The sequence below is a fragment of the Pantoea cypripedii genome (assembly GCF_011395035.1).
Classification (GTDB): Bacteria; Pseudomonadota; Gammaproteobacteria; order Enterobacterales; family Enterobacteriaceae; genus Pantoea; species Pantoea cypripedii_A.
On the sequence record NZ_CP024768.1, the window covers coordinates 1,818,054 to 1,837,638 of the forward strand.

The window sequence follows — 19,585 nt, forward strand, 5'->3', positions numbered from 1 at the left end:
GAGTTTTTTGCACTGTTCCCGCTGATTTTTCCCGCCTATGATACGTGGCAGGGAAAAAAACCGCTCAGGGGCAGGAATGAAAACGTGTGGGATCATGTTGTTATGTGCGTTGCTGGTAGGATGTGATCAACCTAATGATACGCAATTACGCCTGGACGCCAGTCGGCAGCTGCAAAGGACTATCGATGTCAATCCACTACGCGCCAGCTGTGAGCACATAGCGCGCGGGCGCGAATGGTTGACACAGCGAACACTGGATAAGCTGGAAGAGAAAGGCTGTCAGAATGTGCTGCGCAGCGCGACTGAGACCAATTTCACCCATGCGGAAGTTTATCGTCACACCATGACGGTGGTGTGCGGTGGTATTGATGGGAAAAGTTTTACCGGTACCGATCTGGTGCGCCGTTTTATCTATTCCCCGGAGGAGAAGGCGCTGGTGCTGGAACCGATGTCCGAGCAGGATAAAACCCGCTTTGAAGGGCGCAAAACCCTGCAACAGTTGCAGGATGATTTTAATCGGCAGCAGCAACAATATTGTCAGTAGGCACTGCCTGTTTCAGCTGCGCCAGCGAACAGCGTAAACGCCAGAGAATGCCCGCCAGGGTGTTGGCTTCGCTGTCGCGCGTCACCGGGAGTTGGGCAATCATCTCCTCCAGTTCATCCAGCGTCGCCTGCAAAGACATGTGGCGCACCCCCCGCAGGCTCATGATTCGCTGTAAATCCTGCAAACTGCTGTCACGCATCTGCGCCAGGGTGGGAGAACCGGGCTGCCAATCGCGTAGCTGCCAGACAATGTGTGAACAATTGAGCAGCACGACGCCCCAGCGCAGCAGCCAAATGCGCGCCTGTTCGTCACGGCTATTACTTAACTGGCTGATATGATGATAAATCTGTGATTCAAAGCGGCTTTCGCTTAAGCGGGGATGGCGGCGCAATTGATCGAGGAAGGCATGGCGCAACGCGCGAATATGACGCCGACTGCGACGCGCATCCGAGCTGGGGCGCAGCACCTGAAACGCCAGCCAGGCCAGCATGACACCACAAACTTTTGCCAGGTTATCGTTGAGGAAACTCTGATAATCCCAATCCGGCGGGTTACTGACGGCAATGAACGATCCCATAAAGACAATAAATTGCCCCCACATCCCGGCGCGCGCTTTCTGCTGTAATTTGAACAGCTGCAATGTCAGTAGCAAGGGGAACAGCACCAGCAAAAACTGCCACAGCGCGCTGATTTGCACCATCAATCCAAACTGCAACACAAAGCTGAACACGGACAGCCACAGCAACGTTTTCAGCAACAGCGAGATGCTGCCGGTGGGTGAGGGGGCTGAGGAGTACAGTACGCAGGCGATGGCGGTGAGCGTCAGCGCGGCGGCACCGGAATCCCACTGTGTCGCAATCCAGTAAGCGCAACCTAGCATAATCACGCTGAACGTGCGCAATGCGCTCCAGCCCGCTTCCGCGTTATCGCTTTCCCGCGCCAGTGAGGGGACGCGCGGTGGCTGAAAGCGGGTATCGGCATCAGCACGTTCAATCAGCCTGATCCAGCGCTGCACATTGAGGTAAACCCAGGCAAAGTAGCGCAGACGTTGCACAAAGGCACGCTGGCGATAATCTCCCGCAGCGTCAGGGGTAATGTTACGCAAAATCAGTGCCAGCCGGTATTTATCACATTCCGGCTGGGCCAGTTCATGCAGCAATTTTTGCATGGCGTCAAACAAGGCTGGCGGGGCATCCGGCCAGTTCAGCAGCATCCGTCGCAGGCTGGAAAGCACGCTGGTTAAACGCAGCTGTTGATGCAGGACGTAGTTGAGCACGTTGTTTTGCCGACGAAAACGATAGTGGCTCCAGAATGCCTGAATGCGCAGCAGGTTCATGGTCAGAATCTGGCTGATCACATTCTCATGGGCGGTGCGGACGTTATCGGTGCTGCCTTGCTGCAACAGCAGCACCGCATGATCCAGCAACCGGGCGTGCATTTGTCGCAGCGATCCCATCAACGCGTGACCATCAGAAGTGCTGGGCAGCACCATCATCATCAGCCCGGCACACAGAATCCCGGAAATGACTTCGCAGACGCGGGCCTGAGTAATGGTCCATAAATCGCTGATATCAGTGATATTGACGCTACTAAACGCGATGATCGCGGCGGTGTAACCGGCCAGCGAGAACGCATAAGCCACATTGTTTTGATAGTGGTTGGCAATCCAGGTGCATAACGCCAGCCAGCCGGCCATAAAAAAGGCAAATAACCAGGGTTCGTTCAGCGTATGTCCCGCAATCAGTAACGCGGCGGTTGCGCCGAGCAGACTGCCAACGATACGACCGAGACTTTTGCTGATCGCGCCGCCCACGGTAGGAAAGCTGACCACCGCTGCCGACGTCATCGCCCAATAGGGTTCATCCAGTTGCAGCGCATAGGCGATGGTCAGCGCCAGACACATCGCAATGGCGTTGCGCAAGGCATAACGCCATTGACCACCGGAGGCTTTCATCCACGGCAAATTTTGCCACGCCAGCCACTGAAAATTCATCCGCAGCCTCAGCGCACAATCGAGATGGTACAGGTGGTGCCCGCCACCAGCGGGACATCATCCGGGATGGCATCCAGCTGAATCCGTACCGGGACACGCTGTGCCAGCCGTACCCAGGGCACGTTCGGTTTGATATCCGGCACCAGGCCGCTGTCGCTATCCACGCTCTGGTCATAAATCGCGCGGCCAATGCTTTCTACTTTGCCCTGCAAACGTCGACCGCTGCTGTAAAGCACGATATTCGCGGTGGCGCCCGGCTGGATATGGCGCAGCTTAGTCTCTTCGAAATAACCCATCACGTAAAAAGAGTGGCTATCGACCAGCGCAAACAGCGGCGTGCCAGCGGTGGCATAGTTGCCGGGGCGCAGCGTCAGATTGCTGACCCAGCCATCAGTTGGCGCGGTGATTTCGGTTTGCTGCAAATTCCAGCGCGCCTGATCCAGCGTGGCCTGGGCGGCTTTGGTGGTGGCTGCGGCGGCGTTGGCCGTCAGGCGGGCAGCATCAAGATCTTCTGCGGAAATGACGTTGCGCGGCAGGCTGCTGCGGCGGGTCAGCTCATGCTGGGCCTTTTCCTGGTCAGACTGCGCCTTTGCCAGTTGAGCTTCGGCATTCTCCAGCGCGATTTGCCATGGCACCGGATCGATTGTCAGCAGGGTTTGGCCTTTATGTACAAACTGATTGTCGCGTACCGCCAGTGTAATGATGCGGCCAGAGACCTGCGGGGTGATATCCACCAGTTCAGCGCGCACTTTGCCATCCCTGGTCCAGGGCGATTGCATGTAATAGTTCCACATCCACCAGCCCGCGAGTAGGGCCAGGGCAAAGACCACTAACGTGGAAAAGTATTTAAAGGGATTGAATTTCATGGCGATTTATCCGAGGCTCAGTAACCAGAGTGCGGCAGTGACGCACAGAACAAACAGGGAAAGATCCATTAATGTGGGATGCCAGATATCACCGGAGTACATCCAGCCACGCAGCAACGGATGGATTAGCAGCCAGAAAAAGAAACCCAGCAGCACCGCCTTGAACAGCGGTGGGAAGAACAACGAGGCACCAAATACCAGGTCGGTAAGCGGAGCGTTAGCGGTAAAGAGGAAAACAGACACGTGTCATCATCCTTAGTTAACCCAGGTACTTACTCAATGAAGCGTAGATGAGTGCGTGTGTCAGCTGGCCTGGGATTTGTAATTTGTCCTGTAAACTCGCAGAATAGTGTAAAATCTGGCTTGATAGCTAGCAAGCTAATTATAAGGAGATGAAATGGATACGACACTTGGAACGGATTTGTCTCGCCTGGTGCGCATCTGGCGTGCCTTGATTGACCAGCGTCTCAAGCCGCTTGAGTTAACGCAAACGCATTGGGTGACGTTACACAATATTCATCAACTCCCGCCAGAGCAGTCGCAAATTCAGCTGGCGAAAGCCATTGGTATTGAGCAACCTTCCCTGGTACGCACACTCGATCAGCTGGAAGAGAAGGGGTTGATTACCCGCTCGACCTGCGCAAACGATCGTCGGGCGAAGCGCATCAAACTGACCCGACAAGCCGAACCGATTATCGAGCAGGTTGAAAGTGTGATTGATGCCACGCGCGACGATATTCTCAACGGTATCAGCCTGGAGGAGGTAAATCAGATGGTGACACTGATTGCCCGGCTGGAGAAAAACATTCTCGAACTACAGAACCGCGAGAAATAAAAAAACCGACGCGCAGGCGTCGGTTTTTGGTTTCTGGTCGCTTAGCGCGGCGATACGGTAACCTGGCTGCCGTTCGACGCCATAACGACACGCTGGCCGACAGAGAAGCGGGTCGCTGCCTGCTTCTGCACCACCATGATGGTATTACCGTCATCCTTACGGATTTCCAGCTCTACGCCGTCACTTTTGTTCAGTGTGCTCTGTACGCCCTGACCCGCAACGCCGCCCAGTACGGCACCGCCTGCGGTTGCCAGTGAACGGCCGCTGCCGCCACCGATGGTGTTACCCAGGAACCCACCTAATACAGCGCCGCCAATGGCGCCAATCACGTTGTTTTCATCACCGCCCTGAATCTTAACCGGGCGGACCGACACCAGGGTGCCGTAGGAAACGCTTTGTACCTGTTTGGCTTCATTGGCACTGTAAACATCGCCGGAGAGCGTGTCATTGCTGACACAACCTGCCAGCGTCAAGCCAGTCAGTGAGACGACCAGGAAACGCTTAATCATCAGAAAGCTCCTTATTGCAAAAATGCGCCATGATCTCATTCTGTCCTGCACAGAGTATAAGACACAAACCAGGCAATTGACTTTAGTCCGAATTATACGCGGTTGGAGGCGAAGCATAGACCATTGCATCTCAACAAAAATTCAATTGGACAACGAAAATATTTTAGCCTGGATTACGCATCGCTTTGTGCTTAAAAAGCGGAATTTAATCATAGAATTAGCCACCATAATTTGCCAGGCTACTCAGAGATGAATCATTTGCTCGCAGGCGAGTAAGGAAAGCTTATGAAATCAGGACGCTATATTGGTGTGATGTCCGGCACCAGTCTTGACGGTGTTGATGTGGTACTGGCGGCGATTGATGAGCATATGGTGGCGCAGCAGGCGAGTTACTGCCATCCAATACCCCAGGATTTGCGTCAGCAGGTCCTGGCGATTTGTCAGGGACAATCGCTGACGCTGTCCCAACTGGGGCAACTGGATACACGTCTTGGCAAACTGTTTGCCGAGGCGGTGTTAACCCTGATGCGCCAGCAGTCGCTGGAGGCCAGCGACATTATGGCCATTGGCTGCCACGGGCAAACGGTGTGGCATGAACCCTTAAGCGATGCCCCGAACACCTTACAGATTGGCGATAACAACCAGATTGTTGCGGCGACCGGCGTTACGGTGGTAGGCGACTTCCGCCGCCGTGATATGGCGCTCGGTGGGCAGGGCGCCCCTCTGGTACCCGCCTTCCATCAGGCGTTATTGATGGATAGCGTCGAGCGGCGCATGGTGCTGAACATCGGGGGCATCGCCAATCTCTCGCTGCTCATTCCCGGCCAGCCGGTGCGTGGTTTCGATACCGGACCGGGCAATATGCTGATCGATGCGTGGATCTGGCGTAATAAAGGACAGGGCTACGACAAAGATGCGGCCTGGGCGCGCTCCGGGCAGCTGGTGCCTGCGTTGTTGGATCAAATGCTGGCCGATCCCTGGTTTGCCTTACCGCCACCGAAAAGTACCGGGCGTGAATATTTCAACCTGAGCTGGATTGAACAGCAATTGCAGCGTTTCCCGGCACTGGCTCCGCAGGATGTGCAGGCCACTCTGACCGAGCTGACCGCGCAGACTATCGCGCAACAGGTACAACTGAATGATGGCTGTGACCGCCTGCTGGTATGCGGCGGCGGCAGCCGCAATCCGCTGTTGATGGCACGTCTGGCGGCGCTGTTGCCGGGTACAGAAGTGAATACCACCGATCAGGCCGGTATCAGCGGTGATGATATGGAAGCGCTGGCCTTTGCCTGGCTGGCTTTCCGCACCCTGTCGGGATTACCGGGTAATTTACCGGCAGTAACCGGCGCGCGGGCGATGAGCGTGCTGGGTGCGATCTATCCAGCTAATCCCCGGCAGACACGTTAAGGAGTGAGGATGAAGAAGACGATTATCATCGGTGGCGTCCTGCTGCTGAGTGGTTGTGGTTTAATGCCTAAGCAGGCTGAGCAACCGCAAACCCTGCACTATCAGTGCGGCACCTTGCCATTGACCGTTACGCTGGATAATCCCCGGCAGCAGGTTAGCTTTATTCTGGATGGCAAACCCCTGACGTTAACGCAGACGGTTGCTGCCTCCGGCACGCGTTATAGTGACGGGACTTATGTGTTCTGGTCGAAAGGCAAGGGTGCTTTTGTCGAGCGTAACGATAAGATTGTGATTAATGACTGCGAATTGCAGAATGCGGACGGTTCCGCCCAGTAATCGGTTGAGAAAGAGTAACGAGCATGAGCGACAGTGACAGTTTGCAAAATATTGCCCACCTGCGTCGTGAATACACCCGCGGTGGCTTACGGCGTAAAGATTTGCCAGATAACCCTCTGGCGTTGTTTGAACAATGGCTGCAGCAGGCTTGTACTGCGCAGTTGCCCGATCCGACGGCCATGACGGTAGCGACGGTGGACAGCAGCGGTCAGCCTTATCAGCGCATCGTGTTGCTCAAGCACTACGATGAGAAAGGCATGGTGTTTTACACCAACCTCGGCAGCCGCAAAGCCCTGCAGCTGGCGGAAAATCCACGTATCTCGCTGCATTTTCCGTGGCATTTTCTGGAACGTCAGGTGATGGTGCTGGGGGAAGTGGAAAAGCTCTCGGCGCTGGAAGTGCTGAAGTATTTCCACAGCCGTCCGCGTGACAGCCAGATTGGTGCCTGGGTGTCGAAGCAGTCGAGTCGTATCTCGGCGCGTGGCGTGCTGGAAGGTAAATTCCTTGAACTGAAACAGAAGTTCCAGCAGGGCGAGGTGCCACTACCGAGTTTCTGGGGGGGATTCCGGGTGAAATTCCACACCGTGGAGTTCTGGCAGGGGGGTGAACATCGCCTGCACGATCGCTTCCTGTATCAGCGTCAGGACAATGGCTGGTCAATCGACCGTCTTGCCCCGTAAAACTGCGTTTTAACCCCTTTCAACGCTGGCGCACTTGGCGTCAGCGCTTTATGCTATAGCCCTCATTTTTTTCACTTCCGCAAATCAGCGGAAAGCTGTGTACCAGCATAGGTGCAGTCTGATCAATTTGGAGTCAGTGATGACCAGCAGTAACCTGATACAACAATTGCAAGAAAGGGGCTTGATTGCCCAGGTAACGGACGAGGAAGCGTTAGCAGAGCGACTGGCGCAGGGGCCAATTGCACTCTATTGCGGCTTTGATCCCACCGCTGATAGCTTGCATTTGGGCCATCTGGTGCCGCTGCTCTGCCTGAAACGTTTTCAGGACGCCGGACACAAGCCGGTCGCGCTGGTGGGTGGTGCCACCGGTCTGATTGGCGATCCCAGCTTTAAAGCAGCAGAACGTAAACTGAACACCAGCGAAACCGTGGGCGAGTGGGTAGAGAAAATCCGCAAGCAGGTTGCGCCTTTCCTGAGCTTCGATTGTGGTGATAACAGCGCCATCGCCGCCAACAACTATGACTGGTTCGGTGGCATGAACGTGCTGACCTTCCTGCGTGATATCGGTAAACATTTCTCGGTTAACCAGATGATCAACAAAGAAGCGGTCAAACAGCGTCTGAACCGTGAAGATCAGGGCATCTCCTATACCGAGTTCTCTTACAACCTGTTGCAGGGTTATGACTTTGCTGAGCTGAACAAACGCTACGGCGTGGTGTTGCAGATTGGCGGTTCCGATCAGTGGGGCAACATCACCTCCGGTATCGACCTGACCCGCCGCCTGCATCAGCAGCAGACCTGGGGTCTGACCGTGCCGTTGATCACCAAATCGGACGGCACCAAGTTCGGTAAAACCGAAGGTGGCGCGGTATGGCTCGACGAGAAAAAAACCAGCCCGTATAAGTTCTACCAGTTCTGGATCAACACCGCCGATGCGGATGTCTATCGCTTCCTGAAATTCTTCACCTTTATGAGCATTGAAGAGATCAATGCGCTGGAAGAAGCAGATAAGAACAGCGGCACCGCGCCACGCGCACAATACGTGCTGGCTGAGCAGGTGACCCGTCTGGTGCACGGTGAAACCGGCCTGGCGGCGGCAAAACGTATCACCGAAAGCCTGTTTTCTGGCAGCCTGAGCGAGATGACCGAAGCCGATTTCGAACAGCTGGCACAAGACGGTATGCCGACCATCAGCCTGAGCGCGGAAGACGACCTGCAACAGGCACTGGTGAAAGCGGAACTGGTGCCGTCACGTGGCCAGGCTCGCACCATGATTGGTTCGAACGCGGTATCACTGAACGGTGAAAAACAATCTGACGCTGAGTATCGTTTTAGCGACAGTGACAAGCTGTTTGGCCGCTTCACGCTGTTGCGTCGCGGCAAAAAACATTACTGCCTGATTAACTGGCAGTAAGCACTTCAGGGCCGGTCTCCGGCCCTTTTTATGGCAAGGCAGTACAGGGCAACAATGAAAAATATTCTCGCAATCCAGTCACATGTTGTTTATGGCCACGCCGGAAACAGTGCGGCCGAGTTTCCCATGCGTCGCATGGGGGCCAATGTCTGGCCGCTGAATACCGTACAGTTTTCCAACCACACGCAGTATGGGCACTGGACCGGCACGGTGATGCCTGCCACCCATCTGACCGATATTGTGCAGGGCATTGCGGCGATTGACCGACTGAAGACCTGTGATGCGGTGCTGAGTGGTTATCTCGGTTCCGCCGAGCAGGGTGAACAGATCCTGGAGATTGTGCGCCAGGTAAAAGCGGCTAATCCGAATGCCTGGTACTTTTGTGATCCGGTGATGGGCCATCCGGAAAAAGGCTGCATTGTTGCGCCGGGTGTGGCTGAGTTCCATTGCAAAATGGCGCTGCCGGCCAGTGACATTGTCGCGCCAAATCTGCTGGAGCTGGAAATGCTCAGCGGTCAGAGCATTGCCAATGTTGAACAGGCGGTGGTTGCCGCGCGTGCGTTGATTGCCCAGGGACCGAAAGTGGTGCTGGTGAAACATCTGGCACGTGCCGGACGCCGCAGCGATCGTTTCGAAATGCTGCTGGTGACTGCCGATGAGTGCTGGCATATCGACCGTCCGCTGGTGGATTTTGGTGTGCGTCAGCCGGTCGGCGTAGGCGATCTGACCAGTGGTCTGCTGCTGGTGGATCTGCTACATGGCAAGTCACTGCGTGATGCGCTGGAACACGTTACCGCGGCGGTGTATGAAGTGATGCTGAAAACCCATGAAATGGGCGAGTACGAGCTGCAACTGGTTGCCGCGCAGGATGCGATTGCGCAACCGACCCAGCACTTTGACGCCGTTAAAATCTAAAACATACGGATCAACGTAGCGGCGCGATTTATCGCGCATTTTGGGCCACTGCGCCGGGGTAAAACCCACGCAAGAAATTGCGCCGCTACGCATCAGTCAACAGGCCGGTGTTACCGGCCTGTCATCATCAAACCAGGCCTTCCGCTTTCAGTGCTGCCTGCACCGCCGGACGTTCCGCGACGCGTGCAAACCAGCGGTTCAGCGCAGGCAGGTCGCTCAAATCCAGTTGTACTGCCTGCGCCCAGCGCGTCACCACAAACAGATAGGCATCGGCAACGGTAAAACGCAGTCCCATCAGCCATTGTTTATCCTGCAATGCCCGATCCGCTATCTCGAATTTTTTCTTCAGTTGCTCGCGCACCAGTGTTTTATATTCGGCGGGGGTATCTTTTCTGAACAGCGGGCTGAAGCCTTTATGCAGTTCTGTGCCGATAAAACTTAACCACTCCAGGGTGTGATAACGCGTCAGGCTGCCTGTCGGGGCCAGCAGGTGGCGATCAGGTTTTTGATCGGCCAGGTACTGCACAATCGCCGTTCCCTCAGTCAGCAGCGTGCCATCATCAAACTGCAAGGCGGGAACCTGTCCTTTCGGGTTTATCTGCCAGTAATCCTCCCCTTGCTCGGTACGTTTCTGTTGCAGGTCGACATTGACCTGCGTGAAGTCCAGTCCGCATTCGCGCATCACAATGTGTGGCGAGAGCGAACAGGCACCGGGCTTGCAATAGAGTTTCATCATGGCTTCTCCAGGTTTTGTTGTGATCGTAACAGCATAAATCGGCATAAAAGTTTTGCCAGTGATACCGATCAGGATTCAACGCGGCTGCGATAATTTTCCGCCCTGAAACAGGCGAGTGTCGGGAGTTGTTCCAGCGCGAAATCCCAGAACTGGCGCACTTTAGGTGTCATATTTTTCACCCGCTGCGTCACCAGTTGCACCGGCAAAGCAGCGGGTTCCCACTCGGGTAATAAACGGACCAGTGTGCCGTGACGAAGATCGTCCAGCACCTGGTAGGAGAGCAAACGGCCAATGCCCTGGCCGCTGCGCAGCGCCAGCAGCTGGCTTTCGACCTCATTCACGCGCAGGCGCGGGGTAATACGCACACGCACATCGCGGGCAAAGCGCCATTCCTTCGTCTGTCGCACACCGGCGATCAGGGTATGTTCGCTCAACGCAGAAGGGTGCAGCGGCGTGCCTGCGCGCTGGAGATAGTCCGGGCTGGCAATCAGCATGCTCTGCACCTCGCCCACTCTGCGCGCCACCATCGAGGAATCCTGCAACTCACCGATACGCAGGGCGATATCCAGCGAGTTATCAATCAAATCCTGATAGTTGTCGCTTAACACCAGCTCCAGCTGAATTTCCGGATGCTGATCGAGAAAAGCGTTCACCAGCGGCATGACATGACGGCGGCCAAACTGAACCGGCGCGGTGACGCGCAGCAATCCCTGCAAGCCACTGTGGTGCGCACTGTCCATCGCGGCCTGATAGTTATCCAGCAGCTGGCGTGCCTGCTCAAACAACTGCCAGCCCGCTTCAGTCGGGGCCAGCTGGCGCGTGGTGCGCTCAATCAGCGTGGTGCCAAAGCGTTGCTCCAGCGCCGCCAGCGTGCGGGTAATCACCGGCGGGGAACGCTGCAAACGCCGCGCGGCGGCGGCCAGACTGCCTTGCTGGATAACGCTTACGAACACCTCAAGCTCGTCAAATCTGTCCATCATTGTTCCTGTTTTGGTAACAGTCTCTTGTTATAACACGATCTTCCTTACTTAAATCACAAGAGTAAGCTTAGGGAAAACAGGAGACCACCATGAAACTTTACAGCACCCCATTATCCGGCCATGCCCACCGTGTTCGTTTGTTACTCAATATGCTGCAGCTGGACTATCAATGTATTGAAGCGCCAGCCGCGCTGCGTCAGCAGGACGAGTTTCGTCTGTTGAATCCGTGGCAGCAAATCCCGGTCCTGGTCGATGGTGACGCTGTGATCTACGACAGCAACGCCATTCTGGTGTACCTGGTGCGGCGTTATGCACCCAACAGCCACTGGCTGCCGGATGAGCCGCTGGTGGCAGCGCGGGTGCAGCTGTGGTTAGGCAAAGCCGCTGGCGAGATTCGCTATGGCGTGGGTTCGGCGCGATTAATTAAACAGTTTCAGACCCCGGAAGATTATGACTCGGCCCGCAGTGTCGCCGCGCGTTTTTTGCCGCAGATGGAGCAGCATCTGAGTAGCGGACGCTGGCTGACCGGCGAGCAACCCACCATTGCGGATCTGGCCTGCTATGCTTACGTTGCCTGCGCTCCTCAGGGAGGGATTTCCCTGCAACCCTGGCCTGCCATTCGTCAGTGGCTGACTCAGGTCGAGACTTTACCCGGCTTTGAGGCGTTGCCGCCATTGCCACTCCCTGCGGACGAAGATCATGTTTCATCCCGGTGAACAACAGGCGCAGCAACTGGCAGGTTTTCGCCAGGTACGTGCTGCCATCTATGATCAGATGCCGCAGCAGCATCAGCTGTTTTATGCCCAGCTGCCTTATCTGTTGCTGGCGCAGCGCGACCATCATGGCTGGCCGCTGGCCCATTTGCTGATGGCGGCACCGGGTTTTGTGCAGCCGCTGGATGAAAACCACCTGGCAATCCAGCGTAGCGCGTTGCAACGTGCGCCTCTGCTGGTATTGCCGGATGAGGGCGATGCGCTGGCCATGCTCGGCATCGATTTCGCTACCCGCCGCCGTAATCGCGCGAATGGCGAGGTGGCGGCACTCGGCCCGGATCATCTGGTGATGCGGGTGCGCGAGAGTTTTGGTAACTGTCCACAATATATCCATCACTATCCCTGGCAAGTGCCTGCGGCGGGTAACATTGCGGTCACAGCGGCAACGCATCTGAATGAGGAAGATCAGCATCTGCTCGCTCGCAGCCAGACCTTTTTTATCGCCAGCGGCGAGCCGGGCGGCAGTATGGACATTTCCCATCGTGGTGGTCCGGCTGGGTTTCTGCGCTGGCATGCGACCGGGCAGCTGTCGTTTGATGATTTTCCCGGCAATCGTTATATGAACACGCTGGGGAATCTGTTGCTGGATGCGCGCTGTGCACTGCTCATCCCTGACTGGCAACAAGGCAGCGCACTGCATTTGCAGGGTGAAATGACCATCGACTGGGAAGCAAAAGATGGCGAGGGTAAAGCCATCCGCCGTTTATGGTTTACCCCGCATCGTATGATGCGTCTCGGAGCCGGGGCCTGTTGGATCAGGCCATAAAAAAGCCGTCACCCGAAGGATGACGGCTTAATCGTTTTTCCGGATTCGACCGACGGATTATGAATTCGCGTTAGCGCGCTGCAATTCCGTCTGGGCATCATCCTGCGTCATGCGATTCAGCAGCGGGGCAGTGATCAGCATCAGGATAGCAATCACACCGGTGGCGATGCCGATCTGCTGGAACACGTGGCTGTACACCGCCAGTGAGGTGTGCGGATCGGTCACGTCATTCGGTACGGCCATCAGGTTAGCCACTTTACCGGCGATCATCGCCGCGCCTGCGGTAGTCAGGAACCAGGAGCCCATGATGAAGCCCATCAGACGCTGCGGTACCAGCTGTGCCACCATCGCCAGACCCAGACCAGAAATCATCAGCTCACCGACACTCTGCAGCGCATAGCTGATGATCAGCCAGTTGACTGACACGATACCGGCATCGTTAGCGAATTTGGCACCAAACGGCAGTACCAGGAAGGCGGCTGAACACAGCACCATACCAATGGCAAACTTGTGCGGCATCGGCAGTTTATCGCCCATCTTGTTGTACACCGCAGCCAGAATCGGGCTGGCAAGCATGATCCAGAAGGGATTCAGTGCCTGGAATTGCTCCGGTTCGAAGGTAATGCCGAGGATGGCATGCTCCACGTTACGAATCGCGAAGAAGTTCAGTGAGGTCGGCATCTGCATATACAGCACGAAGAACACAATGGCTTCGACCATCAGCAGGAAGGCGACGATCATTTTGCGACGTGCCGCACCCTGCAACGCAAAGGCTTCTTTAGCAAACACCAGCACGATACCAATGGCGATCGCGCCCAGCGCCATGCGCGCAATGCTCTGATGATGCAGCAGCCAGGTTGCCAGCGCCACCAGTGCGACCACACCCACCAGCGTCATCAGCAGTTTGTTGATTTGCAGCGGGGCGAAGTCCGGTTTTGAACCGTAGCTTTTCACCAGACGCTGGCAGAACAGGAAGTTGAGCAGAGTGATCACCAGGCCCACCACGGACAGGGAGAAAGCGGCACCCCAGCCGTATTTCGCTGCCAGCCACGGTGTCAGCATCATCGAGAACAGCGAACCGATGTTGATTGACATGTAAAACATGGTGAATGCGCCATCGATGCGCGGATCATCTTTCTCGTAGCAGGTTGAAAGCAGTGATGACGGGTTAGCTTTAAACAGACCGCTACCCACCGCAATGGTCGCCATACCGACGTACACCATGGTGGTGTCATGACCAGAAAACGCGACGAACGCATAACCCAGCGCCAGTACCATCACGCCCAGTACGATCACACGTTTGGTGCCCAGCACTTTATCGCCCAGCCAGCCGCCAATGGCGACCAGGCCGTAAACCAGTGCGCTGAACGAGGTGAACAGGGTGATGGAGTCTGCTTCAGACATGCCCAGCTGTTTCACCAGGTAGACCGCCATAATGGCCTGCAGGCCGTAGTAACCAAAACGTTCCCACAGTTCGATCGAGAAGATCAGATAGAACGCTTTCGGTTGCTTGAACGCGTTGAGGCTGACTGCCTCATCAGTGTGTTTGTTTGCAGTTGACACGAGTACCTCAGTTTATACATAGCCTGTTTTTTGACAGGAATTAAGTCTGCGTCAGGCTGGGTAAATCCTGCGCAACATTGTTATTAGAAAGGAAAAACGGCGCCTAATTTGGCTGAATCAGGCCAGCAGGGCAAGTACTTTTTACACGCTGAAATACCTGCTAAAGGTAGGGTTAAAGCAATAATAAAAAGTTGTTAATTAGTGTTAAATACCACATGAAGTCATTATATCAGGATAATCGGTTGGTTTGCAGATCAGGAAGATCATTTTCCTGATATAAACTGCGATTATTCTTATTTTTAGCATTTATGACTAATGTATAAAACATAATCAAAAAATTAATCTGCATATGGATGATTGTTGAGCACAATAGATTGATTATTGAGCGCAAAAAGCACCCAAAAGACGTCAGAACGCTAATTTGTTGATCCTGCGCACAAAAACAGGGATTAATTAAATATGGAAAAAAAGAAAACGTTTGCGGAAGGGCGTTAAGGCACATAAAAAGTCGCCAATTAGCGAATTGGACCGCATAACGACAGTTTTAACCGGCTTTATATCCCCCTGTCCGGGACACGGGTTTGTTGCAACATTGTTGCGTTTTGCGGGTTTTGTTGATTGAACGATCAATATAAAAAGACTACACTTCTTCCTGGTCCATAGACAAAACCGATGAACACCATGCCAAAAGTGGGAATGAAAGCCATTCGCCAGGCGCAATTGATTCAGGCGACCTTAACGGTGATCGACCGGGTGGGGCTGGCGGATGCCAGCATCGCGGTGATTGCCAAAGAAGCGGGCGTATCGACCGGCATCGTCAGCCATTACTTTGGCGACAAGAACGGCCTGCTCGACGCCTGCATGCGCCAGATTCTCGCCGACCTTTATCTGGCGGTAGAACGGCAGCGACGGCTGGTGGCCGACACGCCGGAAGCGCAGATCCGCGCCATCATTGATGGCAACTTTGATCTGTCGCAGATGGAAGCGCCGGTGCTCACCACCTGGCTGGTGTTCTGGACCAACAGCCTGCATCACGACAATTTGCAACGTTTGCAGCGTATTAACGACAAACGGCTGTGGTCGAATATCACCGCGCAGTTTGCACGCGTGATGCCGCACGAGCAGGCAAGGGCCGCAGGCAGCAGCCTGGCCGCATTAATTGATGGACTGTGGCTACGAATGACGCTGGCACCGCAGCCGATGGAACAGGGGCTGACGCATGCGCGCCAGCTTTGTTATCAGAATCTCGCCCTGTGGCTGACAGCCGCAGGATCAACACCATCCTGAGGAGGACGCATGGCTGATATCACGCGCCGCGGCTTATATATCAACGGTCAGGAGTGCCCGGGTAATGGGCCGCTGTTTACCAGCATCAACCCGGCAAACGGCAGGGTGCTGGCGGAAGTCACTGCGGCCAGTCGCGAAGATGTGGATCGTGCCGTCGCCACTGCGCGCGAGGGGCAGCGTATCTGGCGCGGTTACACCCCGGTGGAGCGCAGCCGTGTGCTGCTGAAAGCGGTGGCCTTACTGCGTGAGCGCAATCAGCTGCTGGCCGAGCTGGAAACCGCCGATACCGGTAAGCCGATCAGCGAAACCGCGGCGGTGGACATCGTCACCGGTGCTGACGTGCTCGAATATTATGCGGGGCTGGCCCCGGCGTTACAGGGGGAGCAGATCCCCCTGCGCGAAACCGCGCTGGTCTATACCCGACGTGAACCACTTGGCGTTTGTGCCGGTATTGGCGCATGGAACTACCCGATTCAAATTGCGCTATGGAAAAGCGCCCCGGCGCTGGCGGCAGGTAACGCTATGGTGTTTAAACCGAGTGAGGTGACGCCACTCAGCGCGCTGGAGCTGGCGAAAATCTACAGCGAAGCCGGGCTGCCGGATGGTGTATTTAACGTGGTGCAGGGCGCGGGCGAAGTGGGCCAGGCGCTGAGTCAGCATCCGCGCATCGACAAAGTTTCGTTCACCGGGGAAGTGAATACCGGCAAGCGGGTGATGGCCGATGCCGCGCTGGCGAATCTGAAGGAAGTCACCATGGAGCTGGGGGGCAAATCACCCTTAATCGTGTTTGAAGATGCCGAGCTGGATCGTGCCGTAGACGGCGCGCTGATGGCGAATTTCTACAGCAGCGGCCAGGTGTGCACCAACGGCACCCGCGTCTTTGTGCAGCGCAGTATGCAGGCCGCGTTTGAGCAGCGTCTGCTGGAGAAAATGCAGGGCATTCGCATGGGCGATCCGGGTGACACCGCGGTGAATTTTGGCCCACTGGTGAGCGAGCAGCACTGCCGCAAAGTGGAAAGTTATCTCCGGTTAGGTAAAGAGCAGGGCGCTCGTCTGCTGGCCGGTGGCCATCGTGTGATCGAGGGCCCGCTGGCGCGCGGCTGTTACATCGAACCGACGGTATTCAGCGATTGTCGTGATGATATGCGCATCGTGCGTGAAGAGATCTTTGGCCCGGTGATGAGCATTCTTACCTTCGACGAAGAAGAGGAAGTGATTACCCGAGCCAACAACACCGAGCTGGGGCTGGCCGCCGGGATTTTTACCCGTGACCTGAACCGTGCCCATCGTGTGATTCATCAGCTGGAAGCGGGTATCTGCTGGATTAACAGCTGGGGGGAATCACCTGCTCCGATGCCGGTAGGCGGGTATAAACAGTCGGGACTCGGTCGTGAAAACGGCATCACCACGCTGCAACACTACACGCGTATCAAATCGGTGTTGATTGAACTGGGTGACTACCCGAGCGCATTTTGAGTGTGTGACCGGCGGTACGCCGCCGGTGTTATCAGGAGGTTGAATGCAGAAATTTGATTACATCATCATTGGCGCAGGTTCCGCTGGCAACGTGCTGGCAACCCGTTTAACCGAGGATGCTGACGTATCGGTACTGTTACTGGAGGCTGGCGGGCGCGATCACCGCTGGGACTTCCGTACCCAAATGCCAGCCGCCTTAGCCTATCCGTTACAGGGTAAGCGTTATAACTGGGCTTTTGAGACTGAGCCGGAACCCCATATGAACCACCGTCGCATGGAGTGTGGACGCGGTAAGGGACTGGGAGGATCGTCGCTCATCAACGGCATGTGTTATATCCGTGGCAACGCGCTGGATTACGACAACTGGGCGAAAAAGCCGGGGCTGGAGAACTGGTCCTATGCCGATTGTTTACCTTACTTCCGCAAAGCGGAAAAGCGTGATGCCGGGGCGAATGATTATCATGGAGCCGAGGGCTATCTCAGCGTCACCACTGCTAAAGCGGGTAACAATCCACTTTATCGTGCCTTTGTCGATGCGGCAAAGCAGGCCGGACACCATGAAACAGACGATCTCAACGGCTATCGTCAGGACGGTTTCGGTCCGATGGATCGCACCGTCACGCCGCAAGGTCGTCGTTCCAGCACCGCGCGCGGTTATCTGGATGTGGCGAAGCAGCGCGCGAATCTGACCATCATCACCCATGCACAAACCGACCGTATTTTATTCGCTGGCAAAACCGCCACCGGGGTGTGCTGGCAGGTCAATGGGCAGCCGCATGCAGCGCAGGCACAGCGTGAAGTGTTGTTATGTGCTGGCGCAATCGCTTCGCCACAGATTTTACAGCGTTCCGGCGTGGGTCCGGCAGAGTGGCTGAGTGAACTGGATATTGATGTGGTACACGCGCTACCGGGTGTCGGACGCAATTTGCAGGATCACCTCGAAATTTACATGCAATTTCGCTGTAAACAGCCCATCAGTCTTTACCCGGCTCTGCAATGGTGGAATCAACCGGCGATAGGGGCAGAATGGTTGCTGAAAGGCACTGGAGTAGGCGCAAGCAATCAGTTTGAAGCGGGGGGTTTTATCCGCAGCGACGATCAGCCGGACTGGCCGAATCTGCAATATCATTTCCTGCCGGTGGCGATTAACTACAACGGCAGCAGCCCGGTGAAGGAGCACGGTTTTCAGGCACATGTCGGGCCGATGCGTTCCATGAGTCGCGGCCGGGTGAAACTGACCTCGAAACACCCTTATGCGGCACCGTCGATCTTCTTTAATTACATGTCAGAGGATCGTGACTGGCAGGAATTCCGTGCTGCGGTACGACTGACGCGTGAAATCATGCGCCAGCCCGCGCTGGCCGGGTATTGCGGTGCCGAAATTCAGCCGGGTGTGGCGGTACAAAGTGATGCGCAGATTGATGCCTTTATTCGTTCGCATGCCGAAACCGCCTATCATCCGTGTGGCAGCTGCGCGATGGGTTACGGCGAGATGGATGTGGTAGATAACGTGGGCCGCGTGCATGGAATACAGCAGTTACGCGTGGTTGATGCCTCGGTTATGCCGCAAATCACCACCGGCAATCTGAATGCGCCGACGGTGATGATTGCGGAGAAAATCGCCGACGCGATCCGCAGCCGCACGCCACTGGCACGATCAACTGCGGATTATTACGTGCAGTCATAAACTCCGGCCAGTCACCGCACGTTTTCGTCGCGGCGCGATTTATCGCGCAATAAATTGCGCCGCGACATGACATCTAAACCGCATTGCTGTAACCTCCTTTTTTCCCCGAAAGGACGTTACCATGACGCAGTCAGTTCGTGTCGCCCTTGTTGGCGATTACCGTGCCAGTGCCGTCGCGCACCAGGCCATTCCTCCTGCCGTTCAGCTTGCCGCACAACACCTTAACCTCAACGTCACCGCCGACTGGATCGCGACTCCCGAGATCAATATAGCTGCCTTCGCCGACTATGATGCGATCTGGGTAGTACCGGGCAGTCCCTATCAAAACGACGCTGGCGTCTTCGCCACCATTCAGTGGGCGCGTGAAAACGGCAAACCTTTCCTCGGTTCCTGCGCTGGTTTCCAGTATGCGGTAGTCGAGTATGCCCGTAATGTGCTGGGCTGGGATGATGCTGCCCACGCAGAAACCGATAAAGAGGGGCGCTGGGTGATTGCTCCCCTGAGTTGTTCACTGGTGGAGCAACGCGGTGAAGTGACCTTCAAACCTGATTCGCGTATTGCGCAGGCTTATGCAGCTCTGCAAAGTGATGAAGGTTATCACTGCAATTTCGGGGTGAATCCGGAGTTCAGTCAGGCGCTGGAAACGCAGCATCTGCAAATCACCTCATGGGATTTGGCCGGTGATGTGCGCGGCATTGAACTGAATGATCATCCGTTCTTTATTGCCACGCTGTTCCAGTCAGAACGCGCCGCGCTGCAAAACCGTCTGTCACCGCTGGTGGTGGCGTGGTTACAGGCGGCGATGCGTTAATTGCTGG

The 19,585-nt window shown here is 55.7% G+C and carries 20 protein-coding genes; 13 read left to right on the top strand and 7 right to left on the bottom strand.

All coding sequences use genetic code 11. The features are described 5' to 3' along the window. Nucleotides 1–76: 76 nt before the first annotated feature. Complete coding sequence (locus CUN67_RS08450) at nucleotides 77–544, top strand: hypothetical protein (RefSeq protein WP_208714827.1); 468 nt, start codon at nucleotides 77–79, stop codon at nucleotides 542–544. Here the strand turns inward: CUN67_RS08450 and CUN67_RS08455 are convergent. Genes CUN67_RS08455 through CUN67_RS08465 form a run of 3 tightly spaced genes read right to left on the bottom strand, consistent with a single transcriptional unit; the run spans nucleotide 513 to nucleotide 3,646 of the window. Continuing rightward, the gene (locus tag CUN67_RS08455) at nucleotides 513–2,537 is read right to left on the bottom strand and encodes an FUSC family protein (RefSeq protein WP_208714829.1); all 2,025 of its coding nucleotides are present in this window, start codon (nucleotides 2,535–2,537) and stop codon (nucleotides 513–515) included. The two genes, CUN67_RS08450 and CUN67_RS08455, sit on opposite strands and share 32 nt — an antisense overlap. A gap of 8 nt (nucleotides 2,538–2,545) precedes the next feature. After that, nucleotides 2,546–3,403 (bottom strand): efflux RND transporter periplasmic adaptor subunit, encoded by an 858-nt coding sequence (locus CUN67_RS08460; RefSeq protein WP_208714831.1) that lies wholly within the window; start codon nucleotides 3,401–3,403, stop codon nucleotides 2,546–2,548. A gap of 6 nt (nucleotides 3,404–3,409) precedes the next feature. Continuing rightward, a complete protein-coding gene (locus CUN67_RS08465) occupies nucleotides 3,410–3,646 on the bottom strand; it encodes a DUF1656 domain-containing protein (RefSeq protein ID WP_208714832.1) in 237 nt (78 codons plus the stop codon). Nucleotides 3,647–3,800: 154 nt separating this feature from the next. Between CUN67_RS08465 and slyA the strand changes: the two genes are divergently transcribed. Then, a complete protein-coding gene (slyA, locus tag CUN67_RS08470) occupies nucleotides 3,801–4,238 on the top strand; it encodes a transcriptional regulator SlyA (protein WP_208714833.1) in 438 nt (145 codons plus the stop codon). 41 nt (nucleotides 4,239–4,279) lie between these two features. On the opposite strand, the gene slyB is transcribed toward slyA, so the two are convergent. Then, nucleotides 4,280–4,747: an outer membrane lipoprotein SlyB gene (gene slyB, locus CUN67_RS08475; protein WP_084874340.1), complete on the bottom strand. Its 468-nt coding sequence runs from the start codon at nucleotides 4,745–4,747 to the stop codon at nucleotides 4,280–4,282. A 285-nt stretch (nucleotides 4,748–5,032) separates the two neighbouring features. Here slyB and anmK point away from each other — a divergent pair, with 285 nt between their 5' ends. From anmK to pdxY, 5 genes are all read left to right on the top strand, one after another. Then, on the top strand, nucleotides 5,033–6,154 hold the full coding sequence (gene anmK / locus CUN67_RS08480; RefSeq protein WP_208714835.1) for an anhydro-N-acetylmuramic acid kinase: 1,122 nt from the start codon (nucleotides 5,033–5,035) through the stop codon (nucleotides 6,152–6,154). Between the two features lie 9 nt (nucleotides 6,155–6,163). Further along, on the top strand, nucleotides 6,164–6,490 hold the full coding sequence (locus tag CUN67_RS08485; RefSeq protein ID WP_208714837.1) for an MliC family protein: 327 nt from the start codon (nucleotides 6,164–6,166) through the stop codon (nucleotides 6,488–6,490). A 23-nt stretch (nucleotides 6,491–6,513) separates the two neighbouring features. Next, the gene (gene pdxH / locus CUN67_RS08490; RefSeq protein ID WP_208714839.1) at nucleotides 6,514–7,170 is read left to right on the top strand and encodes a pyridoxamine 5'-phosphate oxidase; all 657 of its coding nucleotides are present in this window, start codon (nucleotides 6,514–6,516) and stop codon (nucleotides 7,168–7,170) included. 139 nt (nucleotides 7,171–7,309) lie between these two features. Continuing rightward, entirely contained in the window at nucleotides 7,310–8,584 is a 1,275-nt protein-coding gene (gene tyrS / locus CUN67_RS08495; RefSeq protein WP_208714841.1) for a tyrosine--tRNA ligase, read from the top strand. A gap of 54 nt (nucleotides 8,585–8,638) precedes the next feature. Further along, entirely contained in the window at nucleotides 8,639–9,499 is an 861-nt protein-coding gene (pdxY, locus tag CUN67_RS08500; RefSeq protein WP_208714843.1) for a pyridoxal kinase PdxY, read from the top strand. Between the two features lie 127 nt (nucleotides 9,500–9,626). On the opposite strand, the gene gstA is transcribed toward pdxY, so the two are convergent. Both gstA and CUN67_RS08510 read right to left on the bottom strand, forming a co-directional pair. Then, the gene (gene gstA / locus CUN67_RS08505) at nucleotides 9,627–10,232 is read right to left on the bottom strand and encodes a glutathione transferase GstA (RefSeq protein WP_208717114.1); all 606 of its coding nucleotides are present in this window, start codon (nucleotides 10,230–10,232) and stop codon (nucleotides 9,627–9,629) included. 71 nt (nucleotides 10,233–10,303) lie between these two features. Then, nucleotides 10,304–11,212, bottom strand: coding sequence for a LysR family transcriptional regulator (locus CUN67_RS08510; protein ID WP_208717115.1), 909 nt, complete (start codon nucleotides 11,210–11,212; stop codon nucleotides 10,304–10,306). 92 nt (nucleotides 11,213–11,304) lie between these two features. Between CUN67_RS08510 and CUN67_RS08515 the strand changes: the two genes are divergently transcribed. Together CUN67_RS08515 and CUN67_RS08520 are read left to right on the top strand one after the other, a co-directional pair. Beyond that, nucleotides 11,305–11,931 (top strand): glutathione S-transferase family protein, encoded by a 627-nt coding sequence (locus CUN67_RS08515; RefSeq protein WP_208714845.1) that lies wholly within the window; start codon nucleotides 11,305–11,307, stop codon nucleotides 11,929–11,931. Next, nucleotides 11,915–12,754 carry a pyridoxamine 5'-phosphate oxidase family protein gene (locus CUN67_RS08520; protein WP_208714846.1) on the top strand — a complete coding sequence of 280 codons (840 nt, stop codon included), beginning with the start codon at nucleotides 11,915–11,917 and terminating at the stop codon, nucleotides 12,752–12,754. Before CUN67_RS08515 ends, CUN67_RS08520 begins: the two co-directional genes overlap by 17 nt. 57 nt (nucleotides 12,755–12,811) lie before the next feature. Here the strand turns inward: CUN67_RS08520 and dtpA are convergent, their stop codons facing one another. Next, nucleotides 12,812–14,317, bottom strand: a complete 1,506-nt coding sequence (dtpA, locus tag CUN67_RS08525; protein ID WP_208714849.1) for a dipeptide/tripeptide permease DtpA — start codon at nucleotides 14,315–14,317, stop codon at nucleotides 12,812–12,814. Nucleotides 14,318–14,998: 681 nt separating this feature from the next. Here dtpA and betI point away from each other — a divergent pair. From betI to CUN67_RS08545, 4 genes are all read left to right on the top strand, one after another. Beyond that, the gene (betI, locus tag CUN67_RS08530; protein WP_208717116.1) at nucleotides 14,999–15,604 is read left to right on the top strand and encodes a transcriptional regulator BetI; all 606 of its coding nucleotides are present in this window, start codon (nucleotides 14,999–15,001) and stop codon (nucleotides 15,602–15,604) included. Nucleotides 15,605–15,613: 9 nt separating this feature from the next. Continuing rightward, nucleotides 15,614–17,080, top strand: coding sequence for a betaine-aldehyde dehydrogenase (betB, locus tag CUN67_RS08535; RefSeq protein ID WP_217621301.1), 1,467 nt, complete (start codon nucleotides 15,614–15,616; stop codon nucleotides 17,078–17,080). 43 nt (nucleotides 17,081–17,123) lie between these two features. Beyond that, complete coding sequence (betA, locus tag CUN67_RS08540; RefSeq protein WP_208714851.1) at nucleotides 17,124–18,767, top strand: choline dehydrogenase; 1,644 nt, start codon at nucleotides 17,124–17,126, stop codon at nucleotides 18,765–18,767. A 121-nt stretch (nucleotides 18,768–18,888) separates the two neighbouring features. After that, nucleotides 18,889–19,578, top strand: a complete 690-nt coding sequence (locus CUN67_RS08545) for a CTP synthase C-terminal region-related (seleno)protein (protein WP_208714853.1) — start codon at nucleotides 18,889–18,891, stop codon at nucleotides 19,576–19,578. Nucleotides 19,579–19,585 lie beyond the last annotated feature (7 nt).

Excerpts from the sequence above, each read along its gene's own strand:
- betA (WP_208714851.1), top strand. The coding sequence starts at position 17,124 with ATGCAGAAATTTGATTACATCATCATTGGCGCAGGTTCCGCTGGCAAC.
- CUN67_RS08545 (WP_208714853.1), top strand. The coding sequence starts at position 18,889 with ATGACGCAGTCAGTTCGTGTCGCCCTTGTTGGCGATTACCGTGCCAGT.
- betB (WP_217621301.1), top strand. The coding sequence starts at position 15,614 with ATGGCTGATATCACGCGCCGCGGCTTATATATCAACGGTCAGGAGTGC.
- CUN67_RS08515 (WP_208714845.1), top strand. The coding sequence starts at position 11,305 with ATGAAACTTTACAGCACCCCATTATCCGGCCATGCCCACCGTGTTCGT.
- CUN67_RS08485 (WP_208714837.1), top strand. The coding sequence starts at position 6,164 with ATGAAGAAGACGATTATCATCGGTGGCGTCCTGCTGCTGAGTGGTTGT.
- betI (WP_208717116.1), top strand. The coding sequence starts at position 14,999 with ATGCCAAAAGTGGGAATGAAAGCCATTCGCCAGGCGCAATTGATTCAG.
- CUN67_RS08455 (WP_208714829.1), bottom strand. The coding sequence starts at position 2,537 with ATGAATTTTCAGTGGCTGGCGTGGCAAAATTTGCCGTGGATGAAAGCC.
- slyA (WP_208714833.1), top strand. The coding sequence starts at position 3,801 with ATGGATACGACACTTGGAACGGATTTGTCTCGCCTGGTGCGCATCTGG.
- CUN67_RS08450 (WP_208714827.1), top strand. The coding sequence starts at position 77 with ATGAAAACGTGTGGGATCATGTTGTTATGTGCGTTGCTGGTAGGATGT.
- CUN67_RS08510 (WP_208717115.1), bottom strand. The coding sequence starts at position 11,212 with ATGGACAGATTTGACGAGCTTGAGGTGTTCGTAAGCGTTATCCAGCAA.
- tyrS (WP_208714841.1), top strand. The coding sequence starts at position 7,310 with ATGACCAGCAGTAACCTGATACAACAATTGCAAGAAAGGGGCTTGATT.
- CUN67_RS08520 (WP_208714846.1), top strand. The coding sequence starts at position 11,915 with ATGTTTCATCCCGGTGAACAACAGGCGCAGCAACTGGCAGGTTTTCGC.
- anmK (WP_208714835.1), top strand. The coding sequence starts at position 5,033 with ATGAAATCAGGACGCTATATTGGTGTGATGTCCGGCACCAGTCTTGAC.
- pdxH (WP_208714839.1), top strand. The coding sequence starts at position 6,514 with ATGAGCGACAGTGACAGTTTGCAAAATATTGCCCACCTGCGTCGTGAA.
- pdxY (WP_208714843.1), top strand. The coding sequence starts at position 8,639 with ATGAAAAATATTCTCGCAATCCAGTCACATGTTGTTTATGGCCACGCC.
- slyB (WP_084874340.1), bottom strand. The coding sequence starts at position 4,747 with ATGATTAAGCGTTTCCTGGTCGTCTCACTGACTGGCTTGACGCTGGCA.
- gstA (WP_208717114.1), bottom strand. The coding sequence starts at position 10,232 with ATGAAACTCTATTGCAAGCCCGGTGCCTGTTCGCTCTCGCCACACATT.
- CUN67_RS08460 (WP_208714831.1), bottom strand. The coding sequence starts at position 3,403 with ATGAAATTCAATCCCTTTAAATACTTTTCCACGTTAGTGGTCTTTGCC.